The 24,465-nt window shown below is 60.6% G+C and carries 21 protein-coding genes; 12 read left to right on the top strand and 9 right to left on the bottom strand.

The annotated features are described in order from the left end of the window. Positions 1-98 precede the first annotated feature (98 nt). Positions 99-428: a DUF1820 family protein gene (locus tag ACMXYI_RS03115; protein ID WP_007894425.1), complete on the top strand. Its 330-nt coding sequence runs from the start codon at positions 99-101 to the stop codon at positions 426-428. Positions 429-551: 123 nt separating this feature from the next. Here the strand turns inward: ACMXYI_RS03115 and ACMXYI_RS03110 are convergent, their stop codons facing one another. From ACMXYI_RS03110 to ACMXYI_RS03095, 4 genes are all read right to left on the bottom strand, one after another. After that, the gene (locus ACMXYI_RS03110) at positions 552-1,106 is read right to left on the bottom strand and encodes a tetratricopeptide repeat protein (protein WP_415771605.1); all 555 of its coding nucleotides are present in this window, start codon (positions 1,104-1,106) and stop codon (positions 552-554) included. A gap of 224 nt (positions 1,107-1,330) precedes the next feature. Further along, positions 1,331-2,614, bottom strand: a complete 1,284-nt coding sequence (hemL, locus tag ACMXYI_RS03105) for a glutamate-1-semialdehyde 2,1-aminomutase (protein WP_134422446.1) — start codon at positions 2,612-2,614, stop codon at positions 1,331-1,333. 15 nt (positions 2,615-2,629) lie between these two features. Next, complete coding sequence (thiE, locus tag ACMXYI_RS03100; RefSeq protein WP_140680905.1) at positions 2,630-3,253, bottom strand: thiamine phosphate synthase; 624 nt, start codon at positions 3,251-3,253, stop codon at positions 2,630-2,632. Between the two features lie 32 nt (positions 3,254-3,285). Continuing rightward, the gene (locus tag ACMXYI_RS03095; protein ID WP_415771602.1) at positions 3,286-4,083 is read right to left on the bottom strand and encodes a hydroxymethylpyrimidine/phosphomethylpyrimidine kinase; all 798 of its coding nucleotides are present in this window, start codon (positions 4,081-4,083) and stop codon (positions 3,286-3,288) included. A gap of 363 nt (positions 4,084-4,446) precedes the next feature. Here ACMXYI_RS03095 and ACMXYI_RS03090 point away from each other — a divergent pair, with 363 nt between their 5' ends. The 4 genes from ACMXYI_RS03090 (at position 4,447) to ACMXYI_RS03075 (ending at position 10,788) form a co-directional block, all read left to right on the top strand. After that, positions 4,447-6,831, top strand: coding sequence for a 7TM diverse intracellular signaling domain-containing protein (locus ACMXYI_RS03090; RefSeq protein ID WP_415771601.1), 2,385 nt, complete (start codon positions 4,447-4,449; stop codon positions 6,829-6,831). A 74-nt stretch (positions 6,832-6,905) separates the two neighbouring features. Further along, entirely contained in the window at positions 6,906-8,555 is a 1,650-nt protein-coding gene (locus tag ACMXYI_RS03085; protein ID WP_415771599.1) for an acyl-CoA dehydrogenase family protein, read from the top strand. A gap of 21 nt (positions 8,556-8,576) precedes the next feature. Beyond that, the gene (amn, locus tag ACMXYI_RS03080; protein WP_185753236.1) at positions 8,577-10,076 is read left to right on the top strand and encodes an AMP nucleosidase; all 1,500 of its coding nucleotides are present in this window, start codon (positions 8,577-8,579) and stop codon (positions 10,074-10,076) included. Between the two features lie 70 nt (positions 10,077-10,146). Further along, positions 10,147-10,788 carry a pseudouridine synthase gene (locus ACMXYI_RS03075; RefSeq protein ID WP_033054187.1) on the top strand — a complete coding sequence of 214 codons (642 nt, stop codon included), beginning with the start codon at positions 10,147-10,149 and terminating at the stop codon, positions 10,786-10,788. Here the strand turns inward: ACMXYI_RS03075 and ACMXYI_RS03070 are convergent. Next, a complete protein-coding gene (locus ACMXYI_RS03070; protein WP_007937369.1) occupies positions 10,783-10,992 on the bottom strand; it encodes a DUF2788 domain-containing protein in 210 nt (69 codons plus the stop codon). The two genes, ACMXYI_RS03075 and ACMXYI_RS03070, sit on opposite strands and share 6 nt — an antisense overlap. A 228-nt stretch (positions 10,993-11,220) precedes the next feature. Continuing rightward, on the bottom strand, positions 11,221-11,700 hold the full coding sequence (locus tag ACMXYI_RS03065; protein ID WP_007937367.1) for an Lrp/AsnC family transcriptional regulator: 480 nt from the start codon (positions 11,698-11,700) through the stop codon (positions 11,221-11,223). 448 nt (positions 11,701-12,148) lie between these two features. Between ACMXYI_RS03065 and ACMXYI_RS03060 the strand changes: the two genes are divergently transcribed. Continuing rightward, positions 12,149-13,204 carry a DUF6515 family protein gene (locus tag ACMXYI_RS03060; RefSeq protein WP_415771596.1) on the top strand — a complete coding sequence of 352 codons (1,056 nt, stop codon included), beginning with the start codon at positions 12,149-12,151 and terminating at the stop codon, positions 13,202-13,204. On the opposite strand, the gene ACMXYI_RS03055 is transcribed toward ACMXYI_RS03060, so the two are convergent. After that, positions 13,189-14,094 (bottom strand): cation diffusion facilitator family transporter, encoded by a 906-nt coding sequence (locus ACMXYI_RS03055; protein WP_415771594.1) that lies wholly within the window; start codon positions 14,092-14,094, stop codon positions 13,189-13,191. The two genes, ACMXYI_RS03060 and ACMXYI_RS03055, sit on opposite strands and share 16 nt — an antisense overlap. 29 nt (positions 14,095-14,123) lie before the next feature. Next, positions 14,124-14,543 (bottom strand): polyribonucleotide nucleotidyltransferase, encoded by a 420-nt coding sequence (locus ACMXYI_RS03050; RefSeq protein ID WP_415771593.1) that lies wholly within the window; start codon positions 14,541-14,543, stop codon positions 14,124-14,126. 109 nt (positions 14,544-14,652) lie between these two features. Here ACMXYI_RS03050 and hrpB point away from each other — a divergent pair, with 109 nt between their 5' ends. Further along, positions 14,653-17,169 carry an ATP-dependent helicase HrpB gene (gene hrpB / locus ACMXYI_RS03045; protein ID WP_415771591.1) on the top strand — a complete coding sequence of 839 codons (2,517 nt, stop codon included), beginning with the start codon at positions 14,653-14,655 and terminating at the stop codon, positions 17,167-17,169. 149 nt (positions 17,170-17,318) lie between these two features. On the opposite strand, the gene ACMXYI_RS03040 is transcribed toward hrpB, so the two are convergent. After that, positions 17,319-18,239 (bottom strand): LysR substrate-binding domain-containing protein, encoded by a 921-nt coding sequence (locus tag ACMXYI_RS03040; protein ID WP_415771589.1) that lies wholly within the window; start codon positions 18,237-18,239, stop codon positions 17,319-17,321. A 225-nt stretch (positions 18,240-18,464) separates the two neighbouring features. Between ACMXYI_RS03040 and ACMXYI_RS03035 the strand changes: the two genes are divergently transcribed. From ACMXYI_RS03035 to ACMXYI_RS03015, 5 genes are all read left to right on the top strand, one after another. Continuing rightward, entirely contained in the window at positions 18,465-19,958 is a 1,494-nt protein-coding gene (locus ACMXYI_RS03035) for an aldehyde dehydrogenase (RefSeq protein WP_415771588.1), read from the top strand. Between the two features lie 31 nt (positions 19,959-19,989). Beyond that, a complete protein-coding gene (locus ACMXYI_RS03030) occupies positions 19,990-21,360 on the top strand; it encodes an aspartate aminotransferase family protein (protein ID WP_415771587.1) in 1,371 nt (456 codons plus the stop codon). Positions 21,361-21,756: 396 nt separating this feature from the next. Continuing rightward, positions 21,757-22,743 (top strand): ABC transporter substrate-binding protein, encoded by a 987-nt coding sequence (locus ACMXYI_RS03025; RefSeq protein WP_415771586.1) that lies wholly within the window; start codon positions 21,757-21,759, stop codon positions 22,741-22,743. A gap of 9 nt (positions 22,744-22,752) precedes the next feature. Further along, on the top strand, positions 22,753-23,556 hold the full coding sequence (locus ACMXYI_RS03020) for an ABC transporter permease (protein ID WP_415771584.1): 804 nt from the start codon (positions 22,753-22,755) through the stop codon (positions 23,554-23,556). Further along, positions 23,544-24,380, top strand: coding sequence for an ABC transporter ATP-binding protein (locus ACMXYI_RS03015; RefSeq protein WP_415771582.1), 837 nt, complete (start codon positions 23,544-23,546; stop codon positions 24,378-24,380). Before ACMXYI_RS03020 ends, ACMXYI_RS03015 begins: the two co-directional genes overlap by 13 nt. The last annotated feature ends 85 nt before the right edge of the window (positions 24,381-24,465 follow it).

Here is a 24,465-nt window from a genome sequence, read left to right as displayed (position 1 = left end):
TATAGGGAACATGTCCCAAGGTTCCTACCGCTGTGCGTCCGGCGGCTATGCTATAGTTCGCGCCCTCATTTTTATCCCCGATGTGTTGCTCGCCCACCATGACCAAACGTGAAGCTCCAATCTACAAGGTGATTTTCCTCAACCAGGGCCAGGTGTACGAAATGTATGCCAAGCAGATCTATCAAAGTGATCTGTGGGGCTTCCTGGAAGTGGAAGAGTTCGTCTTTGGCGAGCGCACGCAAGTGGTCGTCGATCCGAGCGAAGAGAAGCTCAAGGCTCAGTTCGAAGGCGTTGTGCGCAGCTTTGTGCCGATGCATTCGATCGTGCGGATCGACGAGGTCGAGCGCCTCGGTACGCCGAAAATCAGCGAAGCCCGCGGTGCGGTCGGCAATGTCATGCCGTTTCCGATGCCGATGCCTGAGAAGTAAGCCTCAAGACCGAGTCGCCGCCATTCGCGAGCAAGCCCGCTCCCACATTTGATTTGTGTACGACGCAGATCAAATGTGGGAGCGGGCTTGCTCGCGAAGGGGCCAGAAAGATCGACACATCATTTAAGGCAGTGGCGAAAACGGCGTACGCCCATCGGCGCTTTGCAATTCCATCAGATATTTGCGGAAGATTTGCCCCAGCACCTGGGTAGCCACTTCAAGTTCTTCGCGAGGCATTTTCTCGGCGACTTCGTCGGCGGTGTCCAACGCTTCTTCAGCACCGTTGACCGCAGCCATTTTCAGCACGATATACGCCTGAATATTATTGGCCGGTACGCCTTCGCCGTGGAAGAACATGGAGCCGAGTTTGAATTGCGCCTGAGCATGGCCTTGCAACGAGGCCTTTTCGAAGTAGCCCAGGGCTTTTTTGAGGTCGCGCGGCGTATTTTTGCCGTCGTAGTAGAACTCACCCAACTCGTATTGCGCTTGCGCATCCCCTTCATCCGACGCTTTCTGGCAGGCGGCGAGAGCCTGTGCCAGGTCTTGCGGCTGAGTATTGAGGGTGCAACGACCCATCGCTGGGATTAACAACGAGTTGCCGCCTGCTTGTGCGAGCGCGAGCAGGGGCTGAAGGAGCAACAGGCAGCCCAATGCAAGGGCGCGGCCGGTGCGGTTCATGGGAATCGACTTACCTCTGAAGGGCGCGCGGACCCATCGAGGGATCCAATAAGCGCGCATTATGAAATAAGCAGGGCCAACCTTACAAAGTCTTTACTCGTTTTTCTGCTGCGCGGGGAATATATCGCCCACTTTGCTGGGGATTTTGAGCAGAAGCGTAGGAATAAGGGCGGGAAAGCAGGTGAAAGCTGACGCTGGCAACCGCCAACGTCAGCGGCACAGCGTTATTTCAATGCAGCAAATGCGCGCTCGGCGGCGTCCAGCGTCAGTTTCAGCTCGGTTTCGCCATGGGCGATCGAGGTGAAGCCGGCTTCGAAGGCGCTCGGCGCCAGGTACACGCCGCCTTCAAGCATCAGGTGGAAGAAGCGCCCGAACAGGGCGGCGTCGCTGGCCATCACGTCATCGAAGGTCACGATGTCGTCGGCGCCACTGAAGTACAGACCGAACATGCCGCCGGCCTGTGTGGTCACGAACGGAATGCCCGCGGCATCCGCGCGTTGTTGCAGGCCATCGAGCAGACGGCTGGTGTAGTCAGTCAACTCGGCATGGAAACCCGGGCGGCTGATCAGGCGCAGGGTCGTCAGACCCGCAGCCATGGCCAGCGGGTTACCCGACAAGGTGCCCGCCTGATAGACCGGGCCCAATGGCGCGATGTGCGACATGATTTCGCGCTTGCCGCCGAAGCAACCAACCGGCATGCCGCCACCGATGATTTTGCCGAAGGTGGTCAGGTCCGGTGTCACGCCGTAGTGGGCTTGTGCGCCGCCAAGGGCGACACGGAAACCAGTCATCACTTCGTCGAAAATCAGCACCACGCCATGCTTGTCGCACAGGGTGCGCAGGCCTTCGAGGAAACCTGGCGCCGGCGGTACGCAGTTCATGTTGCCGGCCACTGGCTCGACGATGATGCACGCCACGTCCTGGCCGACTTCGGCGAGCATGGTTTCTACGGCGTCGATGTCGTTGAACGGCAGGGTCAGGGTGTGTTTGGCGAAGGCCGCTGGCACACCGGCCGAGCTCGGCACACCTTGGGTCAGTGCGCCGGAGCCGGCCTTGACCAGCAGACTGTCGGAGTGACCGTGGTAGCAGCCTTCGAACTTGATGATGCTGTCGCGGCCGGTGAAACCACGGGCCAGACGGATCGCACTCATGGTCGCTTCGGTGCCGGAGCTGACCATGCGCACCATTTCCATCGACGGCACGATCGAGCAGACCAGATCAGCCATCTGGGTTTCCATCTCGGTCGGCGCGCCGTAGGACAATCCGTGCTCAAGCTGTTTGCGCACGGCGTCCAGCACGTCGGGGTGGCTGTGGCCGAGAATCATCGGCCCCCAGGAACCGACGTAATCCACATAACGCTTGTTGTCTTCGTCGGTGACGTAGGCGCCTTCCGCGTGTTTGAAGAACAACGGCGTGCCGCCCACGCTTTTGAATGCGCGAACAGGCGAGTTCACGCCACCGGGAATGTGTTTCTGTGCATTGGCAAACAGCGTTTCGGAACGAGACATGATCGGGCTCTCAAATCAGATTTTCAGTAATTCGTTGAATGCGCGGGCGCGGCGTGTCACTTCAGCCGTGCTCTCGGCGCCAAACAGGCCATGGACCACCGCCAGCAGATCAACCCCGTGGGCCACCAGTGGTGCGGCGTTTTCCAGGGTGATGCCGCCAATCGCGCAGATCGGCAGGTGCAGTTTGCTGCGGGCCTGGTCGAGCAATTCGAGGCTGCAAGTCGGTGCGCCGGGTTTGGTGTTGGAGTTGAAGAAACGACCGAAAGCGACATAACTGGCGCCTTCCTTGGCCGCTTGCTCGGCGAGTTCGAGTTGCGCGTGGCAGGTCGAACCGATGATCGCCTGGCGACCGAGCAGTGCCCGAACCGGCATCAGCGGGCCATCGGTCTGGCCCAGGTGCACGCCGACGTTCAGGCGTGCAGCGAGTTCGGCATCGTCGTTGATGATCAACTGGGTCTTGTAGCGTTCGCACAGATCGCGCAAGGCTTCGGCCTCGCGCAGACGGCGGGCCTCATCGCTGCTCTTGTCGCGGTATTGCAGCAGGGTGACGCCGCCTTCCAGCGCCGCCTCCACGTACGAAAGAAATTTACCTGCCAGCAGTTGGCTATCGGTAATGGCGTACAGGCCACGTAGCTTCATCGGGCAATCCTTTTTGCTTTACGCATGGACAGTTACGAACAGAAATCCAGCGGCAGGCGGCGCGGCACGAACTGGCCTTTGCCCAACTGCTCCGCATCACGTAGGGTGCGCCACGTGTAGTTAAGCGCGGTCTGCACGGCACTGGCGAGATTTTCGCCGAGGGCCAGACGACCGGCGAGGGCGCTGGCCAGCGTGCAACCGGAACCGTGATAACTGCCGGGCAAGCGCTGGCAGGTGAAGGTTTCGCGGCGACCGTCGCGGCTGTACAGGCGATTGTGGATTTCGTGTTCATCGCCATGGCCGCCGGTGATCAGCAGGTGTTTGACGAATGGCAGGAGTTTTTCAGCGCACTCGTCCGCGGTGCCTTCGGGCAGTTCGGCGAGGATGCGGGCTTCGGGAAGGTTAGGAGTGGCGATGATCGACAGGGGTAGCAGGCGCTCGCGCATGGCGTAGCCGACTTCGTCCTTGCCCAGGCGTCCGCCGCCACCGGCGCGCAGCACCGGGTCGCAGACCACCGGCAAATGCGGGTGCGCCGAGAGCAGTTCGACTACGGTGTCGACCATTTCCAGGGAACCGAGCATGCCCAGTTTGACGGCAGCGACTTCGGAATCGTTGAGCACGGCGTTGGCCTGCGCCAACACCCACTCACGGTCGAGGACGCGGAAGTCAGTGACGTTGACCGTGTCTTGCACGGTCAGCGCGGTGACGGCCGGGGCCGCATGACAACCCTGAGCGAGCAGGGCTTCGATATCTGCCTGCAAGCCGGCGCCACCACTTGGGTCGTGGCCGGAGAGACAGAGGACAACGGGGCGAGAGCTGTAGATATTCATGGTGCGCGAGCTTACCACCAGTCGACCGACGAGTCATGACGGTCCATGTAGCAGCTGGCGAAGCCTGCGTTCGGCTGCGTAGCAGTCGTAAAACCTGAACACGCGGTCTGCCTGATACACCGCAGCGACTGACTTCACGACTGCTACGCAGCCGAACGCAGGCTTCGCCAGCTGCTACACGGAGTGGGCGTCTGGAACGCCCGTGCTAGAGCCTTTGTAGGAAAAATTTCAATGGTGTTCAATGGCCACCAACGGCTATGCTAGAGTGGATCCAAACCAATAACAGGTAATACCGGTTTTACGTCTACTCAAAAGGAATGAGGGGCTTCCTGAGATAACCGGACAGGCCACGCTGGGGCTTAAATGCGCTATTTGCTGATGTTGCTGTTGTGCTTGCCCCTCATGGCGAGTGCAGTCGAATTCGACGAATTCACTCAAAGCCTTCCCCTGGGCCGAACCCTGCAAGTGTTCGAAGACGCGGGCGGTCAGGCGACCATCGCCGATGTCCGTGCACAAGTCGCGGCCGGAAACTTCAAACCCCACGACAAAGCGACTCTCAACGCCGGTTACTCGCGTTCAGTGTTCTGGCTGAAAATCGACCTGCATTACCGCCCGAACAACCCTGCGGTGCAACGCACCTGGTTGCTGGAACTGGCCTATCCGCCCCTTGATCACCTTGATCTCTATTTGCCCGATACGGCCGGTGGCTATCAACTGGCGCGCCAGACTGGCGATGCCTTGCCGTTCGACAGTCGCGAAATCCGCCAGAACAACTACCTGTTCGATCTGAACTTCACCCCTGATCAAGCGCAAACCCTGTACCTGCGCCTGCAGAGTGAAGGGTCGATCCAGGCGCCGGTCACCCTATGGTCGAGCACTGCCTACCTGGAAGAGCAACCGATCCGACTGTATGTGCTGGGGCTGATCTACGGCGTGTTGCTGGGGATGCTGGTGTACAACCTGTTCATCTATCTCAGTGTGCGCGATACCAGCTACCTCTATTACATCTTCTATATCGCCTCGTTCGGTTTGTATCAGCTGTCAGTGAACGGAGCGGCGGTGGAGTATTTCTGGCCGAACAATCCCTGGTGGGCCAACGCTGCGACGCCGTTTTTCATCGGTTGCGCAGGTCTGTTCGGTAGCCAGTTCGCTCGCGGCTTCTTGCAGACGGCGACCCACAGTCGTTGGCTCGACCGCTTGCTGCTGGCGTTGATTGCGTTTAGCGCGGTGGTGGTCGGGTTGTCGTTGATGACCAGTTACGCCCTGGCCCTGCGCCTGGCGACGGCGCTGGCACTGACCTTCACCGTAGTGATTTTTGCCGCAGGGATTTTTGCCTGGCTGCGTGGCCTGCGAGTGGCGCGTTACTTCATCATTGCCTGGTCGGCGTTTTTGCTCGGCGGCATCGTCAACACCCTGATGGTGCTGGGTTACCTGCCAAACGTGTTCCTGACCATGTATTCCAGCCAGATTGGCTCGGCGATAGAGGTGGCGCTGCTGTCCCTGGCGCTGGCCGATCGCATCAACGCCATGCGCGAGCAGCAGGCACAGACCCTGTTCGATGCCGGCCAAACGCTTGAAGTGCTGAACCAGCAATTGGCGCGCAGTAACAAGCTCAAGGACGAATTCCTCGCCACCCTGACCCACGAACTGCGCACGCCCATGAACGGTGTGATCGGTTCACTGGAACTGATGCAGACCGTCGAGATGGACCCGGAGCTGGAGCAATATCAGCAAACGGCCTACGGTTCGGCGCGAGACATGATGCGCATGGTCAACGGCATCCTCACGCTGACCGAGTTGCAGGCCGGCAAGCTCAAGACCTATCCGGCCGTTTTCAGTTTGCGCGGCGTGGTCGAGGCTTTGCGCCTGCAATTCGAGGGCAACGCGTTGAGCAAGTCGCTGGACTTCAAAGTCGAGGTCACGCCGGGACTGCCGGATCGCTTGCACGGCGACAGCGCCAAGTTGGCGCAATGCCTGGAATGCCTGCTGGAAAACGCGATCAAGTTCACTCGGATCGGTGGACTGGCGCTGCGGGTGACGGGTAAACCCGTGACGCCCGACCGACTGGCACTGTCCTTTGCGGTGATCGACACCGGCATCGGCTTCACCGATCTGGGGGAGGCGACGCTGTATCAGCGGTTCTTCCAGCTCGATGGCTCGATGACCCGTGAATATGGAGGTCTGGGCGTTGGCCTGGCGATCTGTCGACAGCTGGTCGAGTTGCTCGGTGGGAAACTGACTCACCGCTCCGAGCCTGGTCGTGGCAGCCGCTTCCAGCTCGACGTCGAGTTCGAACTGCCCGTGGTGGAGCGGCCGTCAGTGCCCTTGATGCCCCGGGAATTTCCTCGCCTGCGACTGCCTCAGGACTGCACCGTCCTGCTGGTTGATGACAACAGCATCAATCAGCTGGTGATGCGTGGCATGTTGCTCAAGCTGGGCTTCCGGGTGCGCACCGCCGACAACGGGGCTAGCGCGATCGATCACTTGCAGCGCGAAACCTTCGATGCGGTATTGCTCGATTGCCAGCTTCCATCTCTGGGTGGCGCGTCCCTCTGTTGCCAGATCCGCGCGTTGCCGGGCTGCGCCGAACTGCCGGTATTCGTGATTGCCTTGAGCATTGATCGGGAACGCTGCCCGACCGGTGCCTTGATCGATTACCTGAGCAAACCGGTGAAATTCGAGGACCTGCAGGCAGCGCTCTATCGTCGGGTGCTGTGTCCAAAGCAAGGCGAAAGCGCCGATATTTAGGCAGATATGACACTTTGTTCGGTCAAGGGGCGGTGCTTAACTGAAGTCACTTGGCTGACCAAAGGAGCCCCGTCATGAACCTGCATCAGTTCGCCGAAACCCACGAAGTTACCAACCAGCCACCGTCGCTGGACGGCGCCAACCTGTATCGCATCGACCTGCCGTTGCAGGAGTGGTCGCGGCGTTTCGGGGCCGGGTGGGCCGAGTCGCGGATCGACGCTTACGGCGCACTGGCCGGCGGGCCGCTGATGGAAGCGGGGTTCCTGGCCAACCAGAACAAGCCGGTTTTCAGCAGTCATGACCGTTACGGCCACCGCATCGACCTGGTGGAATTTCACCCGGCGTATCACGAACTGATGCGCACGGCGGTCGAACACGGTCTGACTTCATTGCCCTGGGCGCATCCGCAGTCTGGTGCCCACGTCGCCCGCGCTTCCATGACTTACCTGCACAGCCAGGCCGAAGCCGGTAGTGGTTGCCCGCTGACCATGACCTTCGCCAGCGTCCCTGCGATGCGTCTGCAACCGGACTTGGCCGAGCAGTGGCTGCCGAAAATCCTCTCTACCGAATACGACCCGCGCAACGTCGGCATGGCCCACAAGGCCGGGGTCACCATCGGCATGGCCATGACCGAGAAACAGGGTGGCACTGACGTGCGGGCCAACACCACCAAGGCTTTTCCGGTCGGCGCCAGTGGTCCGGGCCAGGCGTATGAACTGGTGGGCCACAAGTGGTTCTGTTCCGCGCCGATGTGCGATGCGTTCCTGACCCTGGCCCAGACTGACAAGGGTTTGACCTGTTTCCTGCTGCCGCGCCATCGCCCGGATGACACGCGCAATCAGTTCTACATACAGCGCCTGAAGAACAAACTCGGCAATTGTTCCAACGCGTCCAGCGAGGTGGAGTTCCGTGGTGCGCTGGCGTGGATGGTCGGCGAGGAAGGGCGGGGCGTTCCGACCATCATCGAAATGGTCGCCATGACCCGCTTCGATTGCATGGTCGGTTCCAGTTCGCTGATGCGCCAGGCCCTGACCCAGGCCAGCCATCACTGCGCTCACCGCAAGGTCGGCGGCAAATTGCTCAGCGAACAACCCTTGATGCAAAACGTACTGGCCGACCTGGCCCTGGAAAGCGAAGCCGCCCTGGCCTTGAGCCTGCGCATGGGGCAGGCGCTGGATCATCTGGATGACGAGCATGAAGCCAAATTCGCTCGGCTGGTCACTGCGGTGGGCAAATACTGGATCTGCAAACGCGCGCCCGGAATGATCAACGAAGCCGCCGAATGCATGGGCGGCGCCGGTTATGTCGAAGACAGCATCCTGCCGCGGTTGTACCGTGAGGCACCGGTCAATTCGACGTGGGAAGGTTCCGGCAACGTGCAATGCCTCGACGTATTGCGAGCGTTGTCCAAGGAGCCAGGTGTGCTCGACGTATTGTTCAGCGAATTGGGCGATGGTCATGGCGACAAACGCCTGGCTGCACACATCACTCAATTGCAGGCGGCTTTCAAAGACACCAGCGACATTCAATACCGCGCCCGCCAGCTCACCGAAGACATCGCCTTGGGCCTTCAGGCCAAGCTGTTGCTGGAGGCGGGCAACGCCGCCGTCAGTGATGCCTTCATTGCGAGCCGCCTCGGTTCGGCCGGTCGGGTGTATGGCGCGTTGCCACGTGGGCTGGATGTGGAAGCGATTGTCGCCCGGTCGACACCACAGGGCTTCTGATCGCGCTGACTTGCAGGCAAGATGAAGGCCTGCAAGTCAGAACACAGGATGCTGATCGTGACCGAAGCTTTTATTGTCGTTCAAACCGCCGAGCAAGCCGTGGACCGGCTTGCGCTCTTGCACAATCGTGCAACCACCGCGCTGAACCAGGCGCTCAAGCGTTACCTCAAGGATCGAGTCGAACCGGACGCCGAACAGCGTGCGATGTTTCGTTATCCCGAACTGCGTCTGACCTACCATTGCCAGGGCGAAGTCCCACAGACCACTCGGGCCTACGCCAAGGTTCAGTTGCCGGGCACCTACAGCGTCACCGTCACCCATCCGGCGGCTTTCCGTAAGTATTTGCTGGAACAACTCGTGCCGTTGATGCACGACTTCACCGTGACCGTGGAAGTCGGCATCAGCCAGCAGAACATTCCTTATCCGTATGTGGTTGAGCAGGGCGATGAGCTGGCCGGCTCCGGCGTGACTGCGGCCGTGTTGGCGCGGGTGTTCCCGAGTACCGACCTGTCGGCTGCGACCGATGGCATCGCCGACGGTTTGTACGATTGGGAAAATACCGACCCGCTGCCGTTGGCCTTGTTCGACGCTGCGCGGGTGGATTTCTCCCTGCGCCGCTTGGTGCATTACACCGGCAGCGACTGGCGCCATGTGCAGCCATGGATTCTGCTGACCAACTACCACCGCTACGTTGACCAGTTCATCGTCCATGGCCTGGAACAGTTGCGCAGTGATCCGCGTTTCGTGCGCATGGTCTTGCCGGGCAACGTGATCATCGAAAAGAGCATGGACCACGGCGAAGCCTCGGCGATTGCCGCCGGTGTGGTTTGGCACCGCTATCAGATGCCGGCCTATCACCTGATCGCCAGCGACGGCCACGGCGTGACCCTGGTGAACATCGGCGTCGGCCCGTCCAACGCCAAGAACATCACTGACCACCTGGCGGTACTGCGTCCGCATTGCTGGCTGATGATCGGCCACTGTGGCGGCTTGCGTCAGTCGCAGACCATCGGCGATTACGTGCTGGCGCACGCTTACATGCGCCGCGACGGGATTCTCGATCGGGTCGTGCCGCCGAATATTCCGATTCCGGCCCTGGCCGAAGTGCAGATGGCGTTGCAGCAAGCGGCGGCCAATATCACCGGTGAGAAGGGCGACGAGCTGAAAAAACGCCTGCGCACCGGCACCGTACTGACCTACGACGACCGTAACTGGGAATTGCGTTGGGCTCAGGAGCGTCCGCTGATCAACCTGTCTCGCGCTGTGGCGGTGGACATGGAAAGCGGCACCATCGCGGCGCAAGGTTATCGCTTGCGGGTTCCGTACGGCACGTTGCTCTGTGTTTCGGACAAACCGTTGCACAGCGAAATCAAGCTGCCGGGTTCGGCCAACGCCTTCTATGAGCGTGCGGTCAGCCAGCACTTGAAGATCGGTATCGAGGCGGTGGATCTGTTGCGCACCGAACTCAACTCGTTGCACTCGCGCAAACTGCGCAGCTTCGACGAGCCGCCGTTCCGCTGATTGCGAGATGGTCATTTAACGGTCAGGGCACTAGCATTAGCAGCCCTGACCGCTAGATGTTCCTTTTCCCATGTCCCGTCCTCAACGTCCCGTTTCCCGCCGCCCTGGCGTGAAGCCTGCGCCATCGTCCTCAGCCCCGCGCCGTGTCGCCAAAGCGCCACCGGCCGAGCCGAAGCTGATTCTGTTCAACAAGCCGTTCGATGTGCTGACGCAATTCAGCGACGGCGAAGGGCGGGCGACGCTCAAGGATTACATCGAGATTCCCGGGATTTACCCGGCAGGACGGCTGGACCGCGACAGCGAAGGTTTGCTGCTGCTGACCAACGACGGCCAGCTTCAGGCGCGGATCGCCGATCCGAAACACAAACTGGCGAAGACCTATTGGGTGCAGGTGGAAGGCGAGCCGAGTGCCGAGCAATTGCAGCGTTTACGCGATGGCGTGGAGCTGAACGATGGCATGACACTACCGGCTGAAGCGCGGCAGCTTGAAGAACCTGAACTGTGGCCACGCAACCCGCCCGTACGCTTTCGCAAAAGTGTGCCGACAAGCTGGCTGGAATTGGTGATTCGCGAAGGGCGTAACCGTCAGGTACGGCGCATGACCGCGGCGGTCGGCTTGCCGACGTTGCGTCTGGTACGGGTCAGAATCGGCGACTGGTCAATCGAAGGGCTCGATCAGGGCCAGTGGAAGGAAGTGCCGGCGCGTTTATAACGTGCCGGATTCGATCAGGCCGATGACCACACTTTTGATCACGAACGCGGCCACGCCCAAGCCGAGTACGAAGAACAGGATGAACGAGCCAAAGCGTCCGGCCTTGGATTTCTTCGCCAGATCCCAGACGATGAAACCCATGAAAATGATCAGGATGCTGACCAGTCCGGTCATCATCCACTCTTCGAATACTGCAGGATCCATCGAACATCTCCAGCGCGGGCGGGGCTAAAAGGCGCTGGAGTATACGACATGGGGGATTGGCTAAGTATTGACCTGCGGCAGCGTGTCGCAGCTATTCGTCGCCTGGCCCTACCCTTGTAGGAGCTGTCGAGTGAAACGAGGCTGCGATCTTTTGATCTTGTTTCTTTACAAAGCAAAGTCAAAAGATCGCAGCCTCGTTTCACTCGACAGCTCCTACAGGAGCGGGTCTCAGCTGCGCAAGTGAGTGAGGGGCAGCTCAGTACTATTCAATACCTGATTAAGCACAAAACTCGACCGCACGCTCGTCACCCCTTCAATCCGGGTCAGATGCCCCAGCAGCAATTTCTGATAATGATCCATGTCCGGCACGACGACCTTGAGCTGATAGTCGGCATCCATCCCGGTCACCAAACTGCATTCCAGTACCTGCGGCAACGTACGAATCGCCGCTTCGAAGTTTTCGAAACGCTCCGGCGTATGCCGGTCCATACCGATCAATACGTAAGCCGTCAGGCTCAAACCGAGCATCTTGCGGTCCAGCAAGGCCACCTGGCGGGAGATATAACCGTCGTCCTCCAGCTGCTTGACCCGCCGCGAGCATGGCGAGGGGGACAGGCCGATGCGTTCGGCCAGCTCCTGGTTGGAGATGCGCGCGTCACGCTGCAATTCCGCCAAAATACTCAGGTCGTATCGGTCGAGTTTGCTCATCAATCAGGCCTTTGTCATAACTATTGCGGTGGATTATCTATCCAGGGTTAAAAATTGCGCAAGTGATGTTTATTTGAGCAATCTTCGCAATCCTCTGCCGGCGCCGCGAGCCTATTCTTATCACCAGAATCACTGCTCGGACAAACAGTCCAGTGCGGCTCGCCCAATCAGGCCAGCTGCGGTCGCCACCCCCACAGGGGATGTGCCGGCCCCCGAGCTACACACTGTCCAGAAGACGGCGTGAGGTGAGCCGACGTCAAAAGCGTCGAGCACGGACGAAGTTCTCAAAGGGAGGCCGACGGGTCTCCCTTTTCTTTTGCCCGCAATTTTTCATGCCCTGAGCAAAGCGTCCCTCAATAAATAAGTTGCGCGACTGATAACCTGTTGCAGAACCGGCCTGTGCTTTCCCAGTCTTACGTACAGGCCCTAACCCGCAGTGAGGAAAAGCATGAAGTCGCGCATCTGGCGTTTGGCCGGTGTTGGTTTGCTGTGTGTAAGTGTCACTGCGCAATCGCTGGCCGATGAGCCGCAAAACCGTGGCCCCGATGGCGGGCAACGCGGCTCGGATGGTCACCAGGGAAACAATCAGGGACACGGCGGCAATAACCAGCCGCGCCCGCAGAACAATCCGCAGCAGAACCAGCCGCGTGCGCAGAATAACGACATCATTCGTGGCGACAATAGCCGTCAGTTCGAGCACAACGGCCAGAGTCAGAACAACGGCCAGTGGCAGAACCAGCCCCGGCCGCAGCACGATTACAACAATCCGGTTCGCTCGCCGCCGCCACCTCCGCAGTTACCAGCCAACGACCTGCCGATTCAGGGCCGGCCCGACACCGTGCGCCAGACCCAGCAGCCACAGCGTGGTTACTATCAGGACGTACCGCGGCGCAACGATAACAACCCGCATTGGCAGAACAACGGTCCGCGTCCCGATGACCATCGCTGGGCCGGTCGCCCGGATGGGCACGGTAACGGTTGGGGCCCCGGCCCGCAGTACCGTCCCGGTCATGTGATTGATCGCTTCCCGGACCGTGATTACCGCGTGCCGTACCGTGGTCAGGATTACTTCTACTCCGGCGGCTACTGGTATCGCCCACAAGGCCCACGCTACGTGGTGGTTCAGCCGCCACGCGGGATTCGCGTCAGCTACTTGCCTGATTACGCGCGTGAAGTGTGGATCGGCGGTGCGCTGTTGTTCCTGGCGGCCGGTTCTTATTACGCCTATCAGGAAAGCACTCAGGATTACGTCGTGGTCGAGCCGCCCGTACAACCGCAGCCGCAACCGGTCAGCAATGGTTATGACGTGGTGGCGTATCCGGCCAACGGTCAGTCGCCAGAGCAGGTCAACCAGGACGGTTACGAGTGCTATCAATACGCGGTGCAGCAGAGTGGCTTCGATCCGCGAACGGCCACCTACCAGCCAGACCCGTCGGTGGTACAAGCCTACCGTCAGGCCCAGGGCAACTGCCTGAGCAGTCGCGGTTATCAGGTTTCTTTCTGAGCCCTGCCTGCCAGTACCACTTCCTGCGGGTCGGCGTGCACCAGCACTTCGGCTCGCGGATAAGCCGCGTGAATCGCATCGGCGGCTTGGTCGCTGATGCCGTGAGCGACTGACAGGGTCAAATCCCCCGGCAATTCCAGGTGCAACTGCACGAACCACTGGTTGCCGGAGATTCGCGTGCGCAGGTCGTGCGCGCCCAAAACGCCCGGTACGCTGCAGGCCAGTTCGAGCATGTGCTGGCTGACGTCCGTTGGCAGTTCTTCATCCATCAGCACCGTAAAACTTTCCCGGGCGATATGAATCGCGCTCCAGAGAATGTAGGCGGCGATCCCCAATCCGAACCAGGGATCGACCTGATGCCAGCCAAACCCGGCGAGCACCAGCGCCACCAGAATGCTGCCGTTGAGCAGCATGTCCGAACGGTAATGCAGAGAGTCGGCGCGCACCGCACTGGAGCCGGTCGCCTTGACGACCCGATGTTGCACCATCAGCAGGGCCAGGGTCAGCACCAGGGAAAACACAATCACCCCGATACTGATCCACGGCGCCCCCACCGGCTCCGGGTGTTTGAGTCGATCGATCGCCTGCAAGGCAATCAGCACCGCACTGCCACCAATGAACAACGCCTGAGCCATGCCCGCCAGCGACTCGGCCTTGCCGTGTCCGTATCGATGATCATCATCGGCCGGGCGCAAGGCGTAATGCACCGCGAGCAGGTTGAGCAGCGAGGTAACGCCGTCGAGGGCCGAGTCGGTCAACCCGGCGAGCATGCTCACCGAACCGCTCAACCACCAGGCGATGGCCTTGGCGACAATCAATGTGCACGCCACCGCCACCGAGGCACGGGTCGCCAGCCGCAGCAGGCGGGCGTGTTCGGAGCTGGAGATCATAAGTGCGGCTATTCCTTTAAGTGCACGGATTACGCGGCAGGTTGCAGGCCGAACATGGCCAGTTGCTGGGTGCTGCCCTTGTGCTGGATCAGACGCGGGTCGTCCAGCGGGAAGCTACGTCCCAGTTCGGTTTCAAGAATAGTCTGCAACTTGTGGTTATCGACCTTGCCGTCGGCCCCGATGGCTTCCTTGAGTTTTTCCGGGGCCACCTGGGCGGTCTTGCCGGGCTCGAAGTAAATCGCGCCGGTGGCGAAGTCCACGGCAAACGCGATCAGGCCGGGGATGATGTAGAACAGCAAGCCCACGGCATCCAGCGCGGCGATGGCCGGGTCGATCTTGCCGTCAATCTGACCGCGACGGTCAGGGTAGAAAATCGATCCGCAAGCGGTCACCTGGGTCAGCAACGTCGCGACCAATACACCGCCAATCAAGCGAAAGGGAACACGCATATGAAATCTCCTGGGTTATTTCAAAACGAAAGGACGCCTGTATGAATTAGGACCGTCATTAACGCCGAGCAGTTCGCCGTTATACTCGCGCCTCTGTTTGGGAGCCAGCATGATTTCTTTGCCGATTGATGAAGTTTTACCCGCCCTGCGTGAAGCCTTGGCTACACGCCATGAAGCCGTGCTCGAAGCACCGCCCGGCGCCGGTAAAACCACCCGCGTGCCGTTGGCCTTGCTTAACGAGCCCTGGTTGGCCGGGCAGACCATTCTGATGCTTGAACCGCGTCGTTTGGCTGCGCGGGCGGCAGCGGAGCGTCTGGCCAGTGAGCTGGGCGAGAAGGTCGGCGAAACCGTCGGCTATCGCATTCGTCTCGACAGCAAAGTCGGCCCCAACACCCGCATCGAAGTGGTCACCGAAGGGATTCTGACCCGACGCTTGCAGGACGACCCGGCGCTCGAAGGCGTGGGCCTGCTGATCTTCGACGAATTCCACGAGCGCAGCCTCGACGCCGATCTCGCGCTGGCCTTGAGCCTGAACGGTCGGGAACTGTTCCGCGACGATCAACCACTGAAAATCCTCTTGATGTCGGCAACCCTGGAAGGCGAACGCCTGGCCGGGTTGCTCGATGACGCGCCGATCCTGCGCAGCGAAGGCCGCATGTACCCGGTGGCGATGCGCTGGGGCCGGCCGTTCCAGCCCGGTGAATTCATCGAGCCGCGTTTGGTGCAGACCATTCTCGAAGCACTGAATGATGAAACCGGCAGCGTGCTGGTGTTTCTGCCGGGGCAAGCGGAAATCCGTCGTGTGCATCAGCAACTCGCCGATGCACTGGGCGAGAGTACGCAGGTGTTGCTCTGCCCGTTGCACGGTGAACTGGACCTGGCGGCGCAACGTGCCGCAATCGATCCGGCCCCCGCCGGCAAACGCAAAGTGGTGCTGGCCACCAACATCGCCGAGACCAGTTTGACCATCGATGGCGTGCGCGTGGTGATCGATGCAGGGTTGGCGCGGGTGCCGCGTTTTGATCCGGGCAGCGGCATGGCCCGCCTCGACACTCAGCGTATTTCCAAAGCCAGCGCCACTCAACGCGCGGGCCGGGCAGGGCGGTTGGAACCGGGCGTGTGTTATCGGTTGTGGTCGCAGGATCAGCACGAGCAACTGGCGGCCTACGCCAGCGCGGAGATTCTCTCGGCGGATCTTGCCGGATTAGCGTTGCAGCTCGGTCGCTGGGGCGTGACACCGGGGCAATTGGTTTGGCTCGACGTGCCGCCCGCGGCCGCTTATGCACAGGCTCAGGACTTGCTTGAGCGCCTGGGCGCATTGGACGGCGAAGCGCTGACCCGACACGGTCAGGCGATGGCCGAACTGCCGGCCCATCCACGCATCGCGCATTTGCTGTTGCGCGGTCAGGCGCTCGGCTTGGCCGACATGGCGTGCGATGTTGCGGCCTTGCTCGGTGAGCGGGATATTTTGCGTGGCGCCGGAGCGGATCTGCACAGCCGATTGGTTCTGTTGTCCGGCGAAGAACGGGCCGCACGCGGTGCTCAGGGTGGCGTTCAACGAGCCCGGCAACTGGCGCGGCAGTATCGCGGTTATCTGCGAGGCAAGGCGTCAGAACCGGTCAGCGATCCGGATCATCCGCGTTGGCTCGGTGCGCTGTTGGCGTTGGCCTATCCCGACCGCGTTGCCCAGCAGCGTCGTGCCGGTGGCGCGGAATATCGTTTGGCCAACGGTCGCGCAGCGCTGTTCGCCGAAGCCGACAGTTTGATGAAGCAACCGTGGCTGGTGATCGCCGATCTCGGCAGTCGTCAGGGCCAGCGTGAAGAACGAATTTATCTGGCGGCGGATTTCGATCCGGCGCTGTTCGATTCAGTGCTGGCCGAACAGGTTCGCGTGGTCGATCAACTGGATTGGGACGAGCGCGAAGGCATGTTGCGCGCCGAGCGTCAGCATAAGGTCGGTGAATTGATCCTCAGCCGCGAGCCGTTGACCGGACTCGACGAAACCGCTCGCAGCCAGGCACTGGTGAATCTGGTACGACGCAAAGGTCTGGAGCTGTTGCCGTGGACTCCAGAGCTGCGTCAGTGGCAAGCGCGAGTGGCGTTGCTGCGACAGCTGGACCTCAGCAGTAAAGAGCAGAGCGAATGGCCGGATGTCAGCGACGCCGCCCTGCTCAAAAGCCTCGAACATTGGCTGATGCCGTATCTGGGCAAAGTTTCGCGGCTCAGTCACTTCGCCAATCTGGACCTGTCGAGCATCGTCCATAACCTGTTGCCGTGGCCGCTGCCGCAACGGCTCGATGAGCTGGCGCCGCATCATTTGAGCGTGCCATCGGGTTCATCGATTCGTCTGGACTATAGCGAGCAGCCGCCGATTCTGGCGGTGCGGTTGCAGGAGTTGTTCGGCCTGGCAGAGACCCCGCGGATTGCCGGTGGCCGGCAGGTGGTCAAACTGCATTTGCTGTCTCCGGCGCGACGGCCGGTGCAGGTGACGCAGGATCTGGCGAACTTCTGGCGTAGCACGTATGCCGAGGTGAAGAAGGATTTAAAAGGGCGCTACCCGAAACATTATTGGCCGGATGATCCGCTGGTGGCCGAGGCGACCGCGCGGATCAAGCCCCGAAAATAATCTTCCCCAGACAACGAAGAACCCTGTGGGAGCTGGCTTGCCTGCGATGACGTCGGCACATTGAACATTGATGTTGCCTGACACTCCGCTATCGCAGGCAAGCCAGCTCCCACAGTAGATCTGAAGTGAATTGCAGAACTCACTCGGCATCAAGGGTTTGTCTGGGCCTTCGCGGTGAGTTGCTCCCGACAATAATCCGCAAATAGCTGCGCCGGTTTGGTCAACTGCCCGCGCTTGAGCCACGCCGCCACCAGCCCTGAGCCGGTGATGTCTTCGACGATGTCCACGCACACCACTTTCTGGCCGTCATAGGTGCACTCCGAATGCGGCCGAGTGACCAGGATCGAGAAGCCGAAGCCTTGCCCGACCATGCCTCGGACCATCTCGATCGACGGTGAGCTGAAGGCAATGTTCGGCGTCAGCCCCAACTCTTCGAACAGGCTGACGAAGTAGGTCCGGCTCGGTTGTACGTCCAGCAAAATCATCGGCTCCAGGCACAGATCGCGCAGCGACACTTGCTTGAGTTGGGCAAAGCGATGATCTGCCGGCAGCAACGCATAAGGCCGTTGCGCCGGCATCAAGGGTTCGGTCTGGATGGTGGCGTCGAGGTCGTGTTCATACAGGATCGCCAGGTCGAAGGTGCCCGAGGTCAGGCCTTGCACCAGCTCTTGCTGTTCGCCGTCGCGGATACGGATTTTCACCCCCGGATACAGCGCCGAGAACCCGGCAATCAACTGCGGCAGGTACAGCGGCGCGACCGTTTCGAAGCAGCCGATATCGATTTGCCCGGCTACCACGTCGTTGTCGGCGAGGGCGTTCTGTTCGAACTCCTTGGCCATGCGCAGCAGTTCCTGGGCCTTGCGGTAGAAGCGTGCGCCGCTGGGGGTCAAGGACACGCCTTGGGCGTGATGACGGATCAACAGTTGCACGCCGAAGCTGTCTTCCAGGCCTTTGATCGCCGTGGAAATCGCCGGTTGGGCGATGTACAGCTTGCGCGACGCCTCGGCGACGCTGCCGCATTCGACGGTGGTGATGAAGTATTTCAATTGACGCAGGTTGTAGGCAGCCACGGCAAACCTCGGTGTGGATGGTCTCGACATCCAGGCAAATTGCGAGCCGCCCGCATCCGTTCTGACGACGGTGTTGTTATGCCTGAACAATAACCACATACCGCGCCACCGGGGAGATCGGCTGCCCAGTTTTTTCATGGTCTGCGAAGACATTTTTACTATTTTTACTCGACACAGGCCTGGGCCACCATCCAATCCACAAGAAAGCCCATGGAGCATCTGAACGTGTTCGAGCTTACATTCTGGCAAAACAAAGCCGCTGCGCTGCAGTTTCCCGATCAAGCAGTGATCGACGGCAAACCCCGTGCGGCGCAGTCGGGGCAGACCTTCGCCGTGATCAACCCTGCCACCGGCCAGTGCCTGGCCAATGTGGCCGCGTGCGGCGAAGAAGACGTGGACGCTGCGGTACGCAATGCGCGACAAGTGTTCGAGGCCGGAACCTGGTCGGCGCGTTCGCCGAATGAGCGCAAGCAAGTGCTGTTGCGCTTGGCCGATCTGATCATGTCCCATCGCGAAGAACTGGCGCTGCTCGATTCGCTGAACATGGGCAAACCGGTGATGGACGCCTACAACATCGACGTACCGGGCGCCGCCGGAGTGTTTCGCTGGTACGCCGAAAGCCTCGACAAACTCTACGATCAGATCGCCCCGAGTGCGCAGAACGTGCTGGCGACCATCACCCGCGAAGCGCTGGGCGTGGTCGCTGCGGTGGTGCCGTGGAATTTCCCGCTGGACATGGCTGCATGGAAACTCGCACCCGCGTTGGCGGCAGGTAATTCGGTGATTCTAAAACCGGCCGAGCAGTCACCGTTTTCCGCCCTGCGTCTGGCCGAGCTGGCGCTGGAAGCCGGCCTGCCAGCAGGCGTGTTGAACGTGTTGCCGGGGCTCGGCGAGCAGACCGGTAAAGCCCTCGGTCTGCACCCGGATGTCGATTGCCTGGTGTTTACCGGCTCCACCGAAGTCGGCAAATATTTCATGCAGTACTCGGCGCAATCGAACCTCAAACAGGTGTGGCTGGAGTGCGGCGGCAAGAGCGCCAATCTGGTGTTCGCCGATTGTCAGGACCTGGATCTGGCCGCAGAGAAAGCCGCATTCGGGATCTTCTTCAATCAGGGTGAAGTCTGCTCGGCCAACTCGCGGTTGCTGGTGGAGCGTTCGATCCATGACGAGTTCGTCGAGCGCCTCAAGGCACACGCCGAATGCTGGCAACCGGGTGATCCGCTGGACCCGTCGAGCCGCGCCGGGGCGATTGTCGACAGCCGTCAGACCGCGCGCATCATGACGTTCATCCAGCAGGCCGAACGCCAAGGCGCCACCAAGGTGTGCGGTGGACGGCAGTCGATTTTCAACGGTTCCGACAGCTTCATTCAGCCGACCATTTTCACCGGCGTGAGCCCGGACATGCCGCTGTTTCGCGATGAAGTGTTCGGCCCTGTGCTGGCGGTCACGGCGTTCGATGATGAGGCCCACGCCTTGCAACTGGCCAACGACAGCGTCTACGGTTTGGCCGCGTCGTTGTGGACTGACGACCTCAATCGCGCCCACCGCGTGGCGCGGCAATTGCGAGCCGGCACGGTGTCGGTCAATAGCGTCGATGCGCTGGATGTGACTGTGCCTTTCGGTGGCGGTAAACAATCTGGTTTCGGCCGCGACCTGTCGCTGCACTCATTCGATAAATACACCCAGTTGAAGACCACCTGGTTTCAGCTGCGCTCATAACAGCCGCTAATAACAAAACGGAGAACTGGCGATGACCACACCACGTGAAACCCGCGACTACCAGGCCGCCGACGCTGCGCACCACATCCACGCATTTGTCGATCAAAAAGCGCTCAACGATGAAGGGCCCCGGGTGATGGTCCGTGGCGAGCGTCTGCACCTGTGGGACAACGATGGTCGGCGTTACCTCGACGGCATGTCCGGGCTGTGGTGCACCAACCTCGGTTACGGGCGCAAGGACCTGGCCGCCGCGGCGTCTCGGCAACTGGAGCAGTTGCCGTACTACAACATGTTTTTCCACACCACTCACCCGCAGGTGATCGAGCTCTCGGAGCTGCTGTTCAGCCTGTTGCCTGGGCACTACAGCCACGCGATCTACACCAACTCCGGCTCCGAGGCCAACGAGGTACTGATCCGCACCGTGCGCCGTTACTGGACGATCCTCGGCAAGCCCGAGAAGAAAGTCATGATCGGTCGCTGGAACGGTTATCACGGCTCGACACTGGCGGCGACGGCGCTCGGTGGCATGAAGTTCATGCACGAAATGGGCGGCATGATTCCCGACATCGAACACATCGATGAGCCGTACTTTTTCGCCCACGAGGGCAACCTGACCCCGGCTGAATTTGGTCTGCGAGCGGCGCAGCAATTGGAAGCGAAGATTCTTGAACTCGGCGCGGACAAGGTCGCCGGGTTCATCGCCGAACCGTTCCAGGGCGCTGGCGGGATGATCTTTCCGCCCGAGAGTTACTGGCCGGAAATTCAGCGGATCTGCCGCAAGTACGACGTGCTGTTGTGCGCCGATGAAGTGATCGGTGGCTTCGGTCGTACCGGTGAATGGTTTGCCCACGAGCACTTCGGTTTCGAGCCGGACACGCTGTCGATCGCCAAGGGTTTGACCTCCGGTTACATCCCTATGGGCGGATTGATTCTGTCGAAGAAAATGGCTCAGGTACTGGTGGAGCAGGGCGGGGTGTTTGCCCACGGCTTGACCTACTCCGGGCACCCGGTGGCGGCGGCGGTGGCCATCGCCAACCTCACGGCATTGCGCGATGAAGGCGTGGTGACGCGGGTCAAGGATGACATCGGGCCGTACCTGCAACAGTGCTTGCGTGAGGTGTTCGGCAATCACCCGTTGGTGGGCGATATTCAGGGTGTCGGCATGGTGGCAGCGTTGCAATTGGCCGAGGATAAAACCAGTCGCAAGCGCTTTGCCAATGAGAACGACATTGCCTGGCGTTGCCGCACGATTGGCTTTGAAGAGGGGGTGATTATTCGCTCGACATTGGGGCGGATGATCATGGCGCCGGCGTTGATTGCCAGTCGTGAAGAGGTGGATGAGTTGGTCGGCAAAACCCTGAAAGCTATCGATCGCACGGCGCAGGAGTATGGCCGTCTCTGAGTTCCACTGATCGTTCCCACGCTCTGCGTGGGAATGCAGCCCGGGACGCTCCGCGTCCCTACGATGTGACGCAGAGCGTCACTGGAGGCATTCCCACGCAGAGCGTGGGAACGATCATTTCCGCAAATAACTCCCTTTCTGTCTTTTTTGCACCCACCTCGGGCATCCCCGCCCACAGCGCCCTTTCGCAGCGCACGCTACCCAGTTTTTTCATCACTCCCATCGACATATTTCCTAATTTTCCTAATCCCCGTCTTGGGCCAACATCGACCTCGCCAGTCAGCCAAACGCTGCTCGCCGAAAGGTCCATCAGAGACCTCAGGTGACAGCTGATTTCCAGGGCCGCTGGCCGTACTGCCCATGACAAAACTAAATCAACAGCTTTGGGAGTGCTCCATGATCAAGTCCTTGCTTACCAGCTTCGCTCATCCACTGGCGGTCACCGCCATTGCCGCGACGGTCGCTACCAGCGCCCAGGCCGGCACCCTCTCTATCGGCCACACCACGTGGGTCGGTTACGGCACGCTCTACCTGGCTCAGGACCTGGGCTACTTCAAGGAAAACGGTTTGACCGTCGAGTTGCCTGTCGTCGAAGAGGCTTCGATGTACATGGCCGCGCAAGCCTCGGGCGAATTGTCGGGCTCTGCGTCGACCATCGACGAAGTGCTCAAGTACCGCCCGCAATTCTGCTTCAAAGCGGTGGCCGCACTGGATGACAGCCATGGTGGCGACGGTGTGCTCGTGGGCAAGGACGTCAAGAGTTTGCAGGAGCTGAAAGGCAAGGCCGTGGCGGTGAACGAAGGTTCGACTTCGCAGTTCTGGCTGTCGTACCTGCTGAAAAAACACGGCATGACCATGAGCGACATCACCGTGCAGAACATGACGGCTGACGACGCCGCCACCGCGTTCATCGCCGGTCGCGTACCGGCCGCCGTGACATGGGAACCGCACCTGTCGATGGTTCGCAGCAAGCAACAAGGCAAGGTGCTGATCGACAGCAGCAGTACGCCGGGGGTGATTGTCGATGTGGTCGCGCTCAACTGCACGGTCATCGAGAAACAGCCGGAAGACGTCAAGGCGTTGGTGGCCGGTCTGTACAAAGCGGTCCAGTACACCAAGGACCATCCGCAAGAAGCCTACAAAATCATGGCCAAAGGCGTCGGCGGTTACCTCGCCGATCCGAAGGAACTGGCCGCAGCTGCGCAGGGCGTGCGCTTCTACGATCAGGCCATGAGCGAAAAACTTCTTGGCTCGCCGGGCAAACCGGGCGACAGCGAACCGCTGATCAAACTGGCCAACGAGACCGCCAGCGAATTGCAGGGCAAACCCTACAACGTCAGCAATGACGACCTGATCGACAACCGCTTCGTCAGCCCGCTCTAGGAGGTCCGCATGTTCAAGCGCAATTCATGGCTGAGCCGCTGCATCACGCCCAAGACCGGTTTGCCGGTGTCGGTGATCTGGAGCGCGAGTGGTCTGGCCTGGGTGTTGTTGGTCGGCCTGTGGGCCGGGTTGTCTTATGGCGGCGTGGTGCCGGGCATGTTCCTGCCGACACCGGGCGCGGTGGTCGAGGCCGCCGTGCGCCTGAGCCGCGACGGCACGCTCGGCCTGCATGTGTGGGCCAGCCTCGAAGTGGTGATGGTCGGTTTCATCGTGTCGTCGCTGGTGGCCGTGCCGCTGGGGTTGCTGATGGGCAGCTTTCGCATCGTTCAGGCGTTCCTTGAACCGATGGTGAACTTCATCCGTTACCTGCCGGTAACTTCGTTCGTGCCGCTGTTTATTTTGTGGATCGGCATCGGTCTGGAGCAGCGGGTGTCGGTGATCATCTTCGGCGTGTTCTTCCAGCAACTGGTGATGATCGCGGACGTGTCCAAAGGCATCTCCAAGGACCTGATCAACGCGTCTTACACCTTGGGTTCGAACCGTCGCAATGCGGTGCTGCATGTGATCGCCCCGGCGTCGTTGCCGGGTGTGCTCGACACTTTGCGCGTGACCATGGGCTGGGCCTGGACTTACCTGGTGGTCGCCGAGCTGGTCGCGGCTTCCAGTGGCCTGGGTTACTTGAGCCTTAAAGCCATGCGCGGCTTTCAAGTGGATGTGATTTTCCTGGCAATCGCGATCATCGGCCTGCTGGGCCTGGTCACCGATCAACTGTTCCGTTTTCTCCGTCTGAGGATCGCCGCATGGGCTCAGTAAGCGCCGTCAACCCTCGCTTCGTCACGCCACAGGCCGCCCCGGTGCACGCCGCGCCACGGCTGCAAGTGGACAAGGTCAGCCTTCGCTATCAAAAGCCCGATGGTGGCGTGTTTACCGCACTGGATCAGGTGTCGTTCGACGTGCCGGATCAGCAATTCGCTGTACTGGTCGGGCCTTCGGGCTGCGGCAAGTCGAGTCTGCTGTACCTCACCGCCGGATTGAATGAGCCCACGGAAGGCGAGATCTACGTCGGTGGCCAGCAAGTGCAGGGGCCGGGTGCGGATCGCGGCATGGTGTTCCAGAGCTATACGCTGTTCCCGTGGCTGACGGTGCGGCAGAACGTTGAGTTCGGCCTCAAGCGTCGAGGCATGGCCGCCGCTCAGCGCAAGGAGATCGTCGATTACTACGTCAATGAAGTCGGCCTGACCGGGTTCGCCGACAACTACGCCAAGCAGCTGTCCGGCGGCATGATGCAGCGTGTGGCGATTGCTCGGGCGCTGGCCAATGATCCGCAAATTCTGCTGATGGACGAGCCCTTCGGTGCGCTCGACAGCCAGACGCGCCTGCAAATGCAGCAGCTGTTATTGCGGGTCTGGGGCAACAGCAAGAAGACCGTGTTGTTCGTGACCCACGATATCGACGAGGCGATTCTGCTGGGCGACCGGGTCTACGTGATGGGCGCGCGGCCGGGTCGGATCAAGCAGATTCTGGACGTGCCGATCGAACGCCCACGGACCCTGGACATGGTCATGGAGCGCTCGTTCATCGACATGAAGCGCAAAATCTTCGGGCTATTGCACGATGAGCTTGAAGAAGAGCATTGAGTTTGCACAATCCCTGTGGGAGCGGGCTTGCTCGCGATTGCGGTGTGCCAGGCAACATCGATGTCGACTGATCTGCCGCTATCGC

Origin of the sequence: Pseudomonas lyxosi (genome assembly GCF_047758685.1) — a bacterium.
Taxonomy (GTDB): domain Bacteria; phylum Pseudomonadota; class Gammaproteobacteria; order Pseudomonadales; family Pseudomonadaceae; genus Aquipseudomonas; species Aquipseudomonas lyxosi.
The sequence above is the reverse complement of the archived record's forward strand: the minus strand, read 5'-3'. Positions and strand labels throughout refer to the sequence as shown.

What these genes read in the sequence shown, in the direction of transcription:
- ACMXYI_RS03060 (WP_415771596.1), top strand. Translation starts at nt 12,149, where the DNA reads ATGAAGTCGCGCATCTGGCGTTTGGCCGGTGTTGGTTTGCTGTGTGTA.
- ACMXYI_RS03090 (WP_415771601.1), top strand. Translation starts at nt 4,447, where the DNA reads ATGCGCTATTTGCTGATGTTGCTGTTGTGCTTGCCCCTCATGGCGAGT.
- ACMXYI_RS03095 (WP_415771602.1), bottom strand. Translation starts at nt 4,083, where the DNA reads ATGAATATCTACAGCTCTCGCCCCGTTGTCCTCTGTCTCTCCGGCCAC.
- ACMXYI_RS03050 (WP_415771593.1), bottom strand. Translation starts at nt 14,543, where the DNA reads ATGCGTGTTCCCTTTCGCTTGATTGGCGGTGTATTGGTCGCGACGTTG.
- ACMXYI_RS03115 (WP_007894425.1), top strand. Translation starts at nt 99, where the DNA reads ATGACCAAACGTGAAGCTCCAATCTACAAGGTGATTTTCCTCAACCAG.
- ACMXYI_RS03085 (WP_415771599.1), top strand. Translation starts at nt 6,906, where the DNA reads ATGAACCTGCATCAGTTCGCCGAAACCCACGAAGTTACCAACCAGCCA.
- hemL (WP_134422446.1), bottom strand. Translation starts at nt 2,614, where the DNA reads ATGTCTCGTTCCGAAACGCTGTTTGCCAATGCACAGAAACACATTCCC.
- ACMXYI_RS03030 (WP_415771587.1), top strand. Translation starts at nt 19,990, where the DNA reads ATGACCACACCACGTGAAACCCGCGACTACCAGGCCGCCGACGCTGCG.
- ACMXYI_RS03110 (WP_415771605.1), bottom strand. Translation starts at nt 1,106, where the DNA reads ATGAACCGCACCGGCCGCGCCCTTGCATTGGGCTGCCTGTTGCTCCTT.
- ACMXYI_RS03075 (WP_033054187.1), top strand. Translation starts at nt 10,147, where the DNA reads ATGTCCCGTCCTCAACGTCCCGTTTCCCGCCGCCCTGGCGTGAAGCCT.
- ACMXYI_RS03065 (WP_007937367.1), bottom strand. Translation starts at nt 11,700, where the DNA reads ATGAGCAAACTCGACCGATACGACCTGAGTATTTTGGCGGAATTGCAG.
- ACMXYI_RS03020 (WP_415771584.1), top strand. Translation starts at nt 22,753, where the DNA reads ATGTTCAAGCGCAATTCATGGCTGAGCCGCTGCATCACGCCCAAGACC.
- ACMXYI_RS03015 (WP_415771582.1), top strand. Translation starts at nt 23,544, where the DNA reads ATGGGCTCAGTAAGCGCCGTCAACCCTCGCTTCGTCACGCCACAGGCC.
- ACMXYI_RS03025 (WP_415771586.1), top strand. Translation starts at nt 21,757, where the DNA reads ATGATCAAGTCCTTGCTTACCAGCTTCGCTCATCCACTGGCGGTCACC.
- hrpB (WP_415771591.1), top strand. Translation starts at nt 14,653, where the DNA reads ATGATTTCTTTGCCGATTGATGAAGTTTTACCCGCCCTGCGTGAAGCC.
- thiE (WP_140680905.1), bottom strand. Translation starts at nt 3,253, where the DNA reads ATGAAGCTACGTGGCCTGTACGCCATTACCGATAGCCAACTGCTGGCA.
- ACMXYI_RS03070 (WP_007937369.1), bottom strand. Translation starts at nt 10,992, where the DNA reads ATGGATCCTGCAGTATTCGAAGAGTGGATGATGACCGGACTGGTCAGC.
- amn (WP_185753236.1), top strand. Translation starts at nt 8,577, where the DNA reads ATGAAGGCCTGCAAGTCAGAACACAGGATGCTGATCGTGACCGAAGCT.
- ACMXYI_RS03055 (WP_415771594.1), bottom strand. Translation starts at nt 14,094, where the DNA reads ATGATCTCCAGCTCCGAACACGCCCGCCTGCTGCGGCTGGCGACCCGT.